General features: G+C 56.6%; 13 protein-coding genes. 4 read left to right on the top strand and 9 right to left on the bottom strand.

All coding sequences use genetic code 11. The features are described 5' to 3' along the window. Positions 1-3: 3 nt before the first annotated feature. The gene (locus I3V23_05585) at positions 4-1,491 is read left to right on the top strand and encodes an NAD(P)(+) transhydrogenase (Re/Si-specific) subunit beta (GenBank protein ID QPI86432.1); all 1,488 of its coding nucleotides are present in this window, start codon (positions 4-6) and stop codon (positions 1,489-1,491) included. A 54-nt stretch (positions 1,492-1,545) separates the two neighbouring features. On the opposite strand, the gene I3V23_05580 is transcribed toward I3V23_05585, so the two are convergent. Then, a complete protein-coding gene (locus I3V23_05580) occupies positions 1,546-2,679 on the bottom strand; it encodes an acetoin utilization protein AcuC (protein QPI86431.1) in 1,134 nt (377 codons plus the stop codon). A gap of 5 nt (positions 2,680-2,684) precedes the next feature. Further along, complete coding sequence (locus I3V23_05575; protein ID QPI86707.1) at positions 2,685-3,155, bottom strand: glutathione peroxidase; 471 nt, start codon at positions 3,153-3,155, stop codon at positions 2,685-2,687. Positions 3,156-3,399: 244 nt separating this feature from the next. Between I3V23_05575 and I3V23_05570 the strand changes: the two genes are divergently transcribed. Then, on the top strand, positions 3,400-3,876 hold the full coding sequence (locus tag I3V23_05570) for an NUDIX hydrolase (GenBank protein ID QPI86430.1): 477 nt from the start codon (positions 3,400-3,402) through the stop codon (positions 3,874-3,876). Between the two features lie 85 nt (positions 3,877-3,961). Then, a complete protein-coding gene (locus I3V23_05565) occupies positions 3,962-4,426 on the top strand; it encodes a DUF1178 family protein (GenBank protein ID QPI86429.1) in 465 nt (154 codons plus the stop codon). A gap of 5 nt (positions 4,427-4,431) precedes the next feature. On the opposite strand, the gene I3V23_05560 is transcribed toward I3V23_05565, so the two are convergent. From I3V23_05560 to I3V23_05535, 6 genes are all read right to left on the bottom strand, one after another. Next, positions 4,432-5,640, bottom strand: a complete 1,209-nt coding sequence (locus tag I3V23_05560) for a glycosyltransferase family 2 protein (GenBank protein ID QPI86428.1) — start codon at positions 5,638-5,640, stop codon at positions 4,432-4,434. Positions 5,641-5,713: 73 nt separating this feature from the next. Then, the gene (locus tag I3V23_05555) at positions 5,714-6,238 is read right to left on the bottom strand and encodes a DUF563 domain-containing protein (GenBank protein ID QPI86427.1); all 525 of its coding nucleotides are present in this window, start codon (positions 6,236-6,238) and stop codon (positions 5,714-5,716) included. Further along, positions 6,195-7,961, bottom strand: coding sequence for a glycosyltransferase family 2 protein (locus I3V23_05550; protein ID QPI86706.1), 1,767 nt, complete (start codon positions 7,959-7,961; stop codon positions 6,195-6,197). Before I3V23_05550 ends, I3V23_05555 begins: the two co-directional genes overlap by 44 nt. 192 nt (positions 7,962-8,153) lie before the next feature. Continuing rightward, positions 8,154-8,900 (bottom strand): SDR family oxidoreductase, encoded by a 747-nt coding sequence (locus I3V23_05545; GenBank protein QPI86426.1) that lies wholly within the window; start codon positions 8,898-8,900, stop codon positions 8,154-8,156. After that, on the bottom strand, positions 8,887-9,819 hold the full coding sequence (locus I3V23_05540; GenBank protein QPI86425.1) for a 3-keto-5-aminohexanoate cleavage protein: 933 nt from the start codon (positions 9,817-9,819) through the stop codon (positions 8,887-8,889). The genes I3V23_05545 and I3V23_05540 overlap by 14 nt, the downstream gene beginning before the upstream one ends. Positions 9,820-9,897: 78 nt before the next feature. Next, entirely contained in the window at positions 9,898-10,677 is a 780-nt protein-coding gene (locus I3V23_05535; GenBank protein ID QPI86424.1) for an SDR family oxidoreductase, read from the bottom strand. Positions 10,678-10,827: 150 nt separating this feature from the next. On the opposite strand from I3V23_05535, the gene I3V23_05530 reads away from it, so the two are divergent. Further along, positions 10,828-11,811, top strand: a complete 984-nt coding sequence (locus I3V23_05530; GenBank protein QPI86423.1) for an aldo/keto reductase — start codon at positions 10,828-10,830, stop codon at positions 11,809-11,811. Here the strand turns inward: I3V23_05530 and I3V23_05525 are convergent. After that, positions 11,808-12,710 carry an AEC family transporter gene (locus I3V23_05525; GenBank protein QPI86705.1) on the bottom strand — a complete coding sequence of 301 codons (903 nt, stop codon included), beginning with the start codon at positions 12,708-12,710 and terminating at the stop codon, positions 11,808-11,810. The genes I3V23_05530 and I3V23_05525 overlap by 4 nt on opposite strands. Positions 12,711-12,713 lie beyond the last annotated feature (3 nt).

Raw genomic sequence — 12,713 nt, 5'->3', positions numbered from 1 at the left:
GATATGGATTTCGGTTTCACCATTGCGGCTTATGCAGTCGCGGGCGTCCTCTTCATCCTCTCGCTGGGCGGTTTGTCGGGACAAGAAAGTGCCAAGCGCGCGGTTTGGTATGGCATCGCAGGCATGGCCATTGCGATTTCGGCCACCTTAATCGGCCCAGGTTCGGGGCTGTGGCTGATGTCATTGGTCTTGATCGCGGCAGGCGCAGGGGTTGGGTATCAACTCGCCACCAAGGTGCAAATGACGCAAATGCCTGAACTTGTGGCAATCATGCACTCCTTGGTGGGGCTTGCTGCCGTTTTCGTGGGCTTTAACGCGCATCTTGAATTGGTCAGCGTGGGCGAGGTTTTGCGCGAGGCAGGTATGGCCTTCCCGCAACCCAAAGGCCCGATTGAGGCGCCTGTTTATGACATGCTTGGCACCCTGTCCAATTTCGCGGCACTGTTGGGCAAGAAAACCGCCGTTGAAGTTGGCATTTTGCGCGTTGAATTGGTCTTGGGGATTTGGATCGGTGCCGTGACCTTTACGGGTTCCGTCATCGCCTATGGCAAACTTGCAGGGCGTGTGAACAGTGCGGCGAAGCAATTGCCTGGTGGGCATATCTTGAACGCTGCTGCCGCTGCCGCATCCTTGGCGTTGGCCGCGATGTATTTGGGCGGCGCAGGCGGCTGGACATTGATTGCCTTGACAGTTCTGGCTCTCTTTATCGGCTATCACCTGATCATGGGGATCGGCGGCGCGGATATGCCCGTGGTTGTGTCCATGCTGAACAGCTATTCAGGTTGGGCGGCGGCGGCGATTGGCTTTAGCCTTGGCAATGATCTGTTGATTGTTGTGGGGGCTTTGGTGGGCTCTTCGGGTGCCATCCTCAGCTACATCATGTGTAAAGCCATGAACCGCAGTTTCATCAGCGTGATTTTGGGTGGTTTTGGCGGTGCCAAAGGCGAGCAGCAGGCCATTGAGGGCGAGCAAATCGCAATCGACAGCGATGGTGTGGCCAATGCGCTGAACGAGGCCGACAGCATCATCATCATCCCCGGCTATGGCATGGCGGTGGCACAGGCACAGCAAGGTGTGGCCGAGCTTACACGCAAGCTGCGCGCGGCGGGCAAAATTGTGCGTTTCGCCATTCACCCCGTTGCAGGCCGCTTGCCTGGTCACATGAACGTTCTGCTTGCAGAGGCCAAAGTGCCCTATGACATCGTTCTGGAAATGGATGAAATCAACGAGGATTTCCCATCCACCGATGTGGCCATTGTGATCGGTTCAAACGACATCGTGAACCCAGCCGCGCAAGAAGACCCCAACTCGCCAATCGCAGGGATGCCTGTGTTGGAATGCTGGAAAGCCAAGCAGGTTTTCGTCTCCAAACGGGGGCAGGGCACAGGCTATTCGGGCATTGAGAACCCGCTTTTCTACAAAGAGAACACGCGGATGTTCTACGGCGATGCAAAGGCCTCAATCGACAGCTTGCTGCCGAAAATCGCCTAAGCCCTTGTGGTGCGCGAATGACAATCAGGCGGCCCTTATTCGGGGCCGCCTTTTTTATGGCAAAACGCCCTGCGCCGCAGGGCGCGCAGAGAGCAGGGCAATGCGATCTCGGATTGTGTCGCGAATTGGTGTTTCGTCTTGGCTGTCATGCAACTGCGTGAACCATGTCGCGGGTGGCGATTTCCCTTTCGAATGCCCCGCCCAAGATAGGCCCCGCAAGACCGCTTCGCCCTCTTGTGGGAGGCGGTCAGGAATATCTTGCCCGCTGAGTGTGGCCCAAATCCCGCTCCAGACGCGGGCGACTGTCCACGGGTTATAGCCCCCACCCCCTGTCACCAATAGGCGGGGACAGCGTAACGATTGAACGGCAGCGACCATGTCCCAATAGCTTTGCGCAGAGAGACAGAGCCTTGAGAGCGGATCATCGGTCACCGCATCAGCACCGCATTGCAATACGATAGCCTCAGGCGAAAACGCCGCAAGTGCGGGTAAGATCAGCATATCGCGAATGAGTGCCATTTCCGCATCATGAAACCCGCGCGGGACGGGCAGGTTTAGGCAATTTCCCCCGCCATCATCGTCCAGCGCCCCTGTAAATGGCCAACGCCGCTCTTCATGCACAGAGATCATCAAGACATCGGACGCGCCCTTGAACCCATGCTCCACCCCGTCTGGATGGTGGGCGTCCATATCGACATAGGCGATGCGCGTCAGCCCCTGCTGTCGCAACGCCGTGATCGCAAGCGCAGGGTCATTGAGATAGCAAAACCCGTTCGCGCGGTCGGGCAGCCCGTGATGCGTGCCACCGCCTGGATGAAACACAACACCGCCCGCGCGCAGCAATTCAACCGCCAAAAGCGCGCCACCTGCCCCCGTGGCGGGGCGGCGATACATTTCGGGAAAGACGGGGTTTGCCACAGTCCCAAGGCCATGGCGCGCGCGGGTTGCGTCATCCACATCTTGGGTTTCTTCAGCGCGCATGAGCGCCTCGATATAGAGGGGGTCATGCCATGCCGTTAGGGCTTTTGGCTTGGCGCGCGGGCTTTGGCGATATTGCGCGGCGCTGAGCCACCCCATGGCGCGGCATAAATCCATCACAGTTGAGACACGCGGAATGCGTAAGGGGTGCCACGAACCATAGGTTGATCCGCGATATATCTCGGAGCCAAGAAAAACGGGCGTGGTCACAGGGACTAGCGCGCCAATTCGCGCTCAACCGCCCGAATGATCGCGCCACTGGTCGGGCCTGTCAGGCTTGACCAATCTTCGACAAATTCACCATTTCCACCAATGAGGAACTTTGAAAAATTCCATGACGGCCGCGCATTATGTTCGCGTGCGAGCCATTCGAAAAATGGATGTGCATCGGGGGCTTTAATCCGCGTGATCTCGGTCATCGGAAGGGTCAAATTGTAATTCAATTCACAAAACTCGGCCACTTCGGCCTCGTTGGCCAGTTCCTGCCCAAAATCATCGGAAGGCACGGCCAATACAATCAATCCCTGATCGGCATAACGATCATGCAAGGCCTGCAACCCCTCATATTGTGGTGTGAAGCCGCATTGCGATGCCGTGTTTACCACCAAAATTGGCTGCCCGTGCCAGTCTGAAAACCGATATTCACCGCCATCAATCGAAGGAAATGTGAAATCCTCGACAGCCATGGCCATTGATGCGGCCACTGCCCAAACCAAAACGGATTTGGCCAAAATCCCTGAGACTGTCATCAATGCTGCTCCTTCGATTGGCATTTGTGCAAAAGTTAGTCGAAATGCCAAAGCGATCAAGGGCGCGGGTGCTACATGCGCCCATCCTCCCTTGAAAAATTCATGGTTTGTTTTGCTTTTCTTGGGAAAGTTCGGCAGACTGGGGCATAACGAACATAACAAAGAGCGGTGATAAAACGCGATGAGCAATCTTCGCACAGTGCAAGGGCCATTACGGGTTGAGGGGGCATCCAAACGGGATCCGCGCTCGCAATTCGCAGCGCTGTGTTTTCGCCGCAAGAAAAAAGGCGTTGAGATTTTGTTGATCTCCTCGCGTGATAGTGAACGGTGGATCATCCCCAAAGGATGGCCCATGGATGGCAAAACCCCCGCCGAAGCCGCAGGGATAGAGGCATGGGAAGAGGCAGGTGTGCGCGGCACGACCCTAGACCTTTGTGTCGGGCTTTATTCCTATTCCAAAGAGATTGATAGCGCCGATCCAGTGCCCTGTATCGTCTCCGTCTTTCCTGTCGAGGTGAAATCTTTGGCCGATAAATATCCCGAAGCGGGGGAACGGCGGCGCAAATGGTTTTCCCCGAAAAAGGCCGCGTCAAAGGTGCGGGAACCTGACCTTAAGGCGATCCTGAAAGGGTTTCTGCCACCACCACCCGCAGCGTAATTTTGGCCCTTGCAGGGGGCAATGTGCAGGATGTAACACTTAGCGCCACTTGCAATCTGACGTTTTCGCCACAATTAGGGCTTCTATGATCCGATATGCGTTGAAATGTGCCGAAGGGCACGGGTTTGACAGTTGGTTCCAATCTGCTGCCGCCTTTGACGATCTGGCGGAGCGGGGATTGCTGTCTTGTGGTGTTTGCGGATCTTCTGATGTCACAAAGGCGATCATGGCGCCTCGTGTCGCCCCAAGCGATGGCGATAGCCCTCAAATTGCAGATAACCTGCCCGTGCCAAGCACCCCGCCCACAGGGGCGTTAAGCGCCCCCGATGGTAAACTTCAGGAAATGATCCAAGCGATGCGCAAACATGTCGAAGAAAATTCGACCTATGTTGGCAAGAATTTTGTAAAAGAAGCGCGCGCAATCCATGATGGCACCGCGCCCGAACGCATGATCCACGGCGAAGCAGCCCCTGAGGAGGCAAAAGCCCTGGTTGAGGACGGGGTGCAAATTGCGCCCTTGCCCTTCTTGCCAAAGTCAAAGGCAAATTAACGCCGCTATTCTGGTGACGTTCGGATCGGCGTAAGCCCCAACTCGCGATAAAAGGCGGCATCAGCCGCGTCAATCTCGGCCTCTTTTGCCGCGATGAGGGGGGACTGAGCAATCATTTGCGCGATTTCTCGATCGCTATGACCGCCTGCGCGCAGTTGCGCGACCATATCCTTTGCTACGGGGGGCAGGGGTTGGGTGAATAATACGCTGCTCAGAGCGCTGTATGGTGTTTCATGCGCCGCGCGCAGGCTTGCGATGATTTGCTTATAGCCGGGGTTCGATTTTAGCGTGGCCAATCGGGCTTCGTGAAAAGCAAGGCTGTCATGGTAGAGCTGCGCCAAAATTGGATCACTCAGGAATTCCGCCAATTTAGCCCGAAGCGCAGGCCCATGCTTAACAAGCCCTTCATCGGCCTGTTCGTTGCGGTCAAATATTGTGAAATAGGCCAGATCATATTTGGCTTTTTTGTTGTTCACATTGCCCCGCATCCCCCGCAGGAGATAGTTTTCAAAACTGCGGGTTGCGTAATGTTTTACCTCGCCAAAGGTGCGCCCGACTGTCAGGGGGGAACTGCGCCATGCCCCCAATTTGAACCTTGGGGGCAAAGGCAGACCAGACCCATTGACCCAATGTTGCGCAGTGATTTGCGCCCGCGCCTTTGCGTCCGAATTAAGCCCTGCGATTGAGGGGCGGTGAATGCCCAATCGCATCTGTGCAAAAGGGCGAAACAGGGTTTTCACCCCCCATCCGCGTTGAAACCCATCGCGTGCGCCATGCTGATAGGTTTGTGTGACAAGACCGGGGTTCCAATTCTCAATCCCGCCCGATCCCATGAATCGCCATGTCAGCGCCACAGCGTCAACATGGGTCTGCCCTTCGATGAGGGTGGTGAATTCTGATAAACTGCGCGACTTCAGGTCGAGAAATTCATCACAGTCAAGCACCATCACCCATGCGCTGTTTTGCACCAGTGCTTCGGATTGTGCGCGTTTGAGGGCGGAGGCTTGCGGCTTTTGGCCTGCCTCCACCACATTTTCGCGGTGTATCACAGGCGCCATCGTGCCGAGCCTGTCTAAGATTGCATCAGTGCGATCACGACAATCATTGGTGTAGACCAAGATATGGTCAAATCCCAAAGCCAGATGATGGGCGACCCATTCCAAAAGATAGGGGCCTTCATCCTTCATCATCGTAATCAGCGTGGCCCCCCTCATGGCGCGGCGTCACTGAACCGTTCCATGTCGCCCCGCCCACTTTGCGAGATTGCTAGGGCGAGATCGCCAGCGCTTAGGTTTTCCACTTTCGGCATTTTTTTAAGAAACCAGATTTCCGCAGGGCCGCGGCCAAGGCAGGAAAATCCAACTCGCCAATCGCGCTATAATCGACCCGAGTTTGGCCCTTATTCACCCAAACATCGCGCAGCACATTGATGGAATGAATTTCAGCGCCAGTGAACTGCTGCAGATGATCTGTCAGATAATCTTGCAAGGCGGTCGTGCGGCGGGCGATGAGGCCGATTTTCGTCTCAGGCGCCAAAGCGAAGGCCGCCAAATGAAAGGCCGAGCCATCTAGGCCCACAACATGACGCGCCGCGCGATAGCGCGCCAATTGATCAAGCTGTGAATGGAGTTGCGGATGATAAATCTCGTATCCTTCCGCGGCCAACATGGCCTCGATCCGACTTTCGGCAAAGACACGGCCCTTTGTCTGTCCTAGAGAAGCGCGAGAAATATCTCTTTGCCTTTCAGGCGCGCCAGAAATTACTGCCCTATCTTGAGGCTGAGACACGGCGATAAAGCAAGGAGCCCGCATTGGCCCGCACCTCATCCTCGGTGAAGCCTTGATGGATCAGGGCAGCCCCGAACCCTTGGCGCAATTGACCTGCACGGGTGTCACTTTCGAAGGGAAATATCACGCGGGTGACGGGCCCTAAATCAGCGCCGCGCAGCGCCTCAGGCGTAAGATCGGCATAGGGGTTGATGCGCAATGTATCGGGTCGAAAGTCACGCAGATAGGCAGCAAGCCCTGTGGCCTGCGCAGCGCCATCTGTCTCAAACACTAAATTGCCCGAGACCAATTTGAACTTGGCGCTATTGATCAGTGCATTTTTCTCGGCAACACGCGCGGCCATCTGCGCCAATTCGGGTCGGGTTTCTTGGGCCATGACAATCGTATTGGGCAAATCCCGCGCAAGCTTTAGGGCAATAAACCCGACACCTGCACCCAGCTCTAGCAGGCGAGTGGCGTCTTCGGCATAGGCGGTGGCGTTGCGGGCATGACGGCGTTCAAAGCGGCCCGTGATAATGGCGCTCAAGGCCTCGGGCGCAAAAATACGGGGATCAGCAGGCAAAAGAATATCGTGATTGGAAACCCAATCGACCGCAATCTCAGCAGAAAGGTCAATCGCGCTTTGCAGATAGGGATAGCCATCCGCCGCTGCCCATCCTGCAACATTTTCGTTGCGGCGCTGCTCTTTGGGTTGGTCGGCGACTGACTTTTCCACGCGGCTCATCAAGGCTGCAATTTTTGCAGGATCTCGGGCTTGGGGCGGTTTTGCCTCAACTTGGGTAATCGGCACGGCCGAAGCCGCAATCAGGCTGTCGCGTAAGGTGATATAGGCTTCGGTTTGTTTGTAATCCGCCAATCGCGCCTCAAGCCGCGCAAGGGCTGTCTCGTGCAAATCGCGCAAGGTTGGGTCATCTAAGAGCGCCGCCATCACCCTCTCGCGCTCTTTGGCGTGGCGCAGGATGGCGCGGTCTTCAACCTCGTTTCGATCCTGAAGCGACCAGTAATCAGCGTTATATTTGTCTTTCTTGTTGTTCACATTGCCACGAAATTTGCGGATTGCGTATGCATCGACAGATTTCACCGCGTAATGGTTCATTTGCGCCCAATCATAGCCCAAAGTGCGGCGAATGGAGCGCCAGCCCCGAAATTTGAAATAATCCTCCATGGGCAGGCCTGAGCCGTTCAGCCATTTCACCGTGTCGGGAAAATCGGTTTCTAGCCATTTGTTCTTAATCGAGGGGCGATGAATGCCCAGTTTCCAATAGTCTGGATCAAATTTGAACAGGGTCTTCACCCCCCAACCCTTGTTCCAAAGGGGCGGAGCTGCGCGCAGATATTGTTCAGTCACAGGGGCGCGTGACCAATCGACCACGCCCCCCGACCCGAAAATGCGCCATGTGATGACAATGCCATTTGCGCCGCGGTTTACGGCATCGGTGATCATCCCATCCAAAGTGCCAGAGGGGTGCGAAATTGCGAGAAACTCGTCCGCGTCAAACACCAACACCCAATCGGCGGATTGAACCAAGGGCTCGGCCTGTGCATGGTTCAGCGCCGAGGGCTGCGGTTTGTGACCTTCTGGGATCACGTTTTCGCGGTGATAGCACAGGCCCAATTCCTCAAGGCGCTGTAACATTTCGACTGTCCCGTCCGAGCAATCGTTGGTGTAGACGAGAATATCCGTGAACCCAACGGCCAGATGATGCGCCACCCATTCCAGCAGATAGGCCGCCTCATCCTTCATCATGGAAACCGCCATCACCCGCCCGTGAGGTGATTTGCGCTTGGCCAATTCTGTCAGTATCGTTGCGCTGCCCGCCATTTTCAGTCGACACCCGCCAGTGATTTATATTTTTATAGATAAATATAAATCACCATTCTGCCTTGATGCGCAAGACAGGGCGCGGCAGGGCGCGGGCTGCGTGACCTAGTCTAACGCTTAGCGTCCGCCTGAGACATCCACGATGGTGCCCGTGACATAGCTTGCCGCGTCAGAGATCAGCCATGCGACAACTTCCGCGACCTCATCAGCCCGTCCGATACGGCGCATCGGAACATCGTTTTTCTTTGTAACCAAACGATCTCCCACGCCTGCGGCAGCATGGATTTCGGTGTCGATCAAACCTGGCGCCACCGCATTGACCCTGATGCCAACGGGCCCCAATTCGCGGGCAAGGCCGAGGGTCATTGTGTCAATCGCCCCCTTTGAAGCGGCGTAATGCACCCATTCGCTTGCACCGCCCAGTTTTGCTGCGCGGCTCGACATCAAAACCACAGAGCCGCCTTCGGGCATCGCGGCAGTGGCGGCCTTGGTGATTGCAAAGACCCCAAGAAGATTGGTGTCAATAACACGCTTTAGGTCTGCCATGTTCAGATCACGCAATGGCAGGGCAGGGCCCGTGATGCCCGCATTGGCAAAGAGCGCAATTGGCGCCCCAAAGCGCGCAATGCATTCGGTCACCACCGCCTCCGCTGCGGCGGGGTCAGCCGCATCGGATTGCAGGGCCATCACTTGCGCGCCCTTGGCGTGAAGCTCTGCGCATAGGCTGTCTGCAGCGGCGGCATTGCTGTGATAGGTGAACAGAACCTGATAGCCCGCGTGGGCCAAGCGGCGCACTGTTGCAGCCCCGATCCCGCGTGAGCCACCCGTGACGATGACCGCGCCTTTCAAATCAGAAGGCGACATCACCCGCCCCCTTCAAATCCAACATCTCGCGTGCTTCGTCAGGCGTTGCCACCTCAAGGCTTAGGCCTTCAAGAAGGGCGCGGGCTTTTTTGACTTGGTCGGCATTGCTTTGTGCCAATTGTCCTGGGGCGGCCCAAAGACTGTCCTCAAGCCCGACACGGATATTCCCCCCTTGTGCAGCGGCTTGGGCCGCCACAGGCAATTGGTTGCGGCCAGCACCCAAAACCGACCACACATAAGCATCCCCAAACAAGCGATCTGCCGTGCGCTTCATATGCGCGACATCTTCGGGATGCGCGCCAATGCCGCCCAAGAGGCCAAAGACGGTTTGAACCAAGAACGGGGCCTTGACCAAGCCGCGATCCACGAAATGCGCCAAAGTGTAGAGATGGCTTGTGTCATAGCATTCAAACTCGAACCGCGTGCCGTTCGCGTTGCCCGTGCGCAAGATATGTTCGATATCGGCAAAGGTGTTTTTGAAGACAAGGTCGCGGCTGTTTTCGAGATGCTCGCGCTCCCAGTCATGTTTGAATTCTTTGAAGCGGTTGAGCATGGGGTAAAGTCCGAAATTCATGCTGCCCATATTGAGAGAGGCCACTTCGGGCTTCAGCTCTGCGGCGGGGCGCATCCGCTCCGCCACGGTCATATGCGGCGAGCCGCCCGTGGTGAGATTCAACACCGCTGAGGTCGCCTGTTTGAGTTGTGGCAGAAATTTGCGGAACATCTCAGGGTCTTGTGTGGGGCGCCCGTTTTCAGGATCGCGCGCGTGCAGGTGCAGGATAGACGCGCCTGCCTCGAAGGCCTTGATCCCGTCATCAATGATCTCTTGCGGGGTGACAGGCAGATAGGGCGACATGGACGGGGTATGGATCGCGCCTGTGACAGCACAGGTGATGATGACTTTACGCGGCTTAGCCATTTGAGGATGCTCTCGTTTTTTGTAGTGGGTCAGTGTTGTGGTTAGTGCTAGGGCCAGAAGGCCAATGGTCAAGCAAGGTTATAAGGTTTCGACACCCCCGCAGACGCTAAGGGCTTGGCCTGAGATATTCGCGCCCCCTGCGGAAGACAGGAACAGGCACATTGCGGCGATATCCTTGGGGCTGACCATACGGCGCAGCGAAACCTTGCCCAAATATGTCTCGCGCATCTCCTCGAAACTGACGCCTGTCTGCTTGGCGCGGGCGGAAATAACGCCGTCAATACGCGGGCCTTCCACAATGCCAGGAAGGATTGCATTGGCGCGCACCCCATCTGGCCCAAGTTCAGCGGCAAGGGATTTTGCCAATCCCACTACGCCCCATTTCGAGGCGGCATAGGGTGTGCGAAACGCATAGGGCAATCGCCCTGCAACCGATGAGATCGCAATGAATTGTCCCTTAGATTTCACCAATTCCAAGCGCGCATGATGGGCCGCGAGATAGGCCCCTTTTAGGTTGATCTCTAATGTCTCATCCCATTCATCGGGGGTGATCGCATCAACAGTGGCGGTCGGGCCTGCGATACCTGCATTGGCAATGACAACATCCAATCCGCCCAAGTGATCCAAAGCCTCAGAAAAGAGGCGTTCTGTATCTTTGGGATCGGCGGAATTGGCGCGCGTGCCCGTGATGGCCCCGCCTATCGCGGCGTCTAATGCGGCGGCGTTGATATCTGAAATATGCACCCGCGCGCCTGTCTCGACAAACCCGTCTGCAATGCATTTGCCAATGCCGCCCGCCCCTGCAGTGATCAAGACCCGCAGACCCTTTGGTGGCGTTAGTGACGCAAGAATGGACATGGAACATACCCCTCCCTTGGTTGATCCCATGGGATTACTTTGGGCAAATTCCAACGCCTTGAAAAGGGCCAAGTTTTGCCCTGCCTTGACAGGCGGGCCTGCGCGCGGCCCTATAGGCACGGCAAAAAGAGAGCAAGGCAGGAGGCAGCAATGAAACAGCGCAAACTGGGGGCCAATGGCCCAAGGGTTGGGGCGATTGGGTTGGGCTGCATGAGCTTTGCGGGCGTCTTTGGCGAAACCGATGAGGCCACAAGCCACGCCTGCCTTGATCAGGCCTATGAGATGGGGATCACCTTTCTGGATACGGCCAATGTCTATGGCATGGGCCGCTCGGAACAGGTGTTGGGCGCTTGGCTGAAAAAGGCCCCGCGGGATGTGGTTCTCGCGACCAAAGTCGGCATTCAACGCGACCCCGCCGCGCCTGTGAATAACCGCCCCGAGCATATCCGCACCGAGATTGAAGGGTCGCTTGCGCGGCTTGGTGTGGATCATGTGGCGCTTTACTACCTTCACCGCCGTGATCCTGATGTGCCACTGGCAGAGGCTGTGGGGGTGATGGGGGATTTGATCACAGAAGGAAAGATTGGCGGCTATGGCCTGTCAGAGGTGGCCCCTTCTACGATCCGTGCGGCACATGCGATTTTGCCGCCTCTCGCGGTGCAAAGCGAATATTCGCTGTGGTCGCGATTGCCTGAATTGGGGGTGATCCAGACCTGCGCGGAATTGGAGATCACTTTCGTGCCGTTTTCACCTCTGGCCCGCGGTGTCTTTGGTGAAAGCTATCCTGACACGGGGCAGATGGCCGAAGGTGATTTGCGCCGTGATATTCCGCGTTTTTCCGCCGAGAATTACCCCAAGAACAAGGCGCTGATTGACCGCTTCAAGGCATTGGCGCATTCGAAATCTGTGCCAGTTTCCGCGCTGGCTATGGCATGGGTGCTGCAGCGTGGGGCGGGGTTTGTGCCTATTCCAGGAACACGCACAGCGGCGCATCTGATGGAATGGGCCCGCGCCGATGAGATCAGTCTATCCGATGCAGATATGGCAGAGATCGAGGCGTTGCTGCCCGTTGGGTTTGCCCATGGGGATCGCTATTCCTATCATCATATGCGCACGATTGAGCGTTATTGCTAAGCCAACCATGCCAGCGAAATCAGCGACAGGGTTGATGTCCAGATAATCACAGGCGCAATCACATCGGTGCGCACCCCGTGCAGCATGGCAAGCGCAAAGGACATCGCCCCCGCAGGGCCTGCGGCGCATAGCACAATCAGTGTGTTCCATTGCATGGGGCGGTCGCCCAAATGGAGGGCCGCGTAAACCAAAGCGGGAAACGCCAGCAATTTGAGGCCCGACACCACCATCACTGTGGCGTTGGGGGTCAAGGGGTGGCCTGACAAGATCACGCCAAGCGCGAAGAGGGTCAGCGGGGCTGCCGCCGCGCCCGCAAAATCAAGCCCCGTCAGGATGGGCGCAGGTGCTGCTAAACCCGCCAGATTGGTCACGACCCCAAACGCGATGGCAATTAGCACAGGGTTGCGTGTAATACGGCGCAGGGATTGGCGAATGCCCGCATCGGGGTTTGCCATCAAATCGGTTGTAATGATGAAAAACGCAAAAGTTACAGTTGCGTCCCATGCCACGATAGCCGTGATGGGCAGGGCTGCGACCTCGCCATAAATCAGATAGGAGATTGGCCAAATATAGAGCAGCGTGTTGACGAAAATCGTGGCCATTGCCAGCAGCCACGCCTCCAACCTCTCGCGCCGCAGGGCATAGCGGCAAACCACATAGGTCAGACTAAATACAATCACCTGACAGGCGGCATAGAGCCCAATCGCGTCAAATTGAAAGGCGTGCCAATCAAGCTTGTTGATCAGCGGGAACAAAAGCGCGGGTTGCAACGTCAGAAAGGCCACGCGGTTCAACACGCTTGCATCTGCGCCACTGATCACCTTGGCCCGCCCCAAGAGAAAGCCAAGCGCCATCATGGCGAAGACTGGCAAAATGTCATGTGTCAGAACATGCAGCATCGC

The sequence above is a fragment of the Rhodobacterales bacterium HKCCA1288 genome, from assembly GCA_015693905.1.
Classification (GTDB): Bacteria; Pseudomonadota; Alphaproteobacteria; order Rhodobacterales; family Rhodobacteraceae; genus M30B80.
This window is presented reverse-complemented; position numbering and strand designations above follow the sequence as displayed.

Excerpts from the sequence above, each read along its gene's own strand:
- I3V23_05585 (QPI86432.1), top strand. The coding sequence starts at position 4 with ATGGATTTCGGTTTCACCATTGCGGCTTATGCAGTCGCGGGCGTCCTC.
- I3V23_05575 (QPI86707.1), bottom strand. The coding sequence starts at position 3,155 with ATGGCTGTCGAGGATTTCACATTTCCTTCGATTGATGGCGGTGAATAT.
- I3V23_05570 (QPI86430.1), top strand. The coding sequence starts at position 3,400 with ATGAGCAATCTTCGCACAGTGCAAGGGCCATTACGGGTTGAGGGGGCA.
- I3V23_05565 (QPI86429.1), top strand. The coding sequence starts at position 3,962 with ATGATCCGATATGCGTTGAAATGTGCCGAAGGGCACGGGTTTGACAGT.
- I3V23_05560 (QPI86428.1), bottom strand. The coding sequence starts at position 5,640 with ATGAGGGGGGCCACGCTGATTACGATGATGAAGGATGAAGGCCCCTAT.
- I3V23_05555 (QPI86427.1), bottom strand. The coding sequence starts at position 6,238 with ATGCGGGCTCCTTGCTTTATCGCCGTGTCTCAGCCTCAAGATAGGGCA.
- I3V23_05550 (QPI86706.1), bottom strand. The coding sequence starts at position 7,961 with ATGATGAAGGATGAGGCGGCCTATCTGCTGGAATGGGTGGCGCATCAT.
- I3V23_05545 (QPI86426.1), bottom strand. The coding sequence starts at position 8,900 with ATGTCGCCTTCTGATTTGAAAGGCGCGGTCATCGTCACGGGTGGCTCA.
- I3V23_05540 (QPI86425.1), bottom strand. The coding sequence starts at position 9,819 with ATGGCTAAGCCGCGTAAAGTCATCATCACCTGTGCTGTCACAGGCGCG.
- I3V23_05535 (QPI86424.1), bottom strand. The coding sequence starts at position 10,677 with ATGTCCATTCTTGCGTCACTAACGCCACCAAAGGGTCTGCGGGTCTTG.
- I3V23_05530 (QPI86423.1), top strand. The coding sequence starts at position 10,828 with ATGAAACAGCGCAAACTGGGGGCCAATGGCCCAAGGGTTGGGGCGATT.
- I3V23_05525 (QPI86705.1), bottom strand. The coding sequence starts at position 12,710 with ATGCTGCATGTTCTGACACATGACATTTTGCCAGTCTTCGCCATGATG.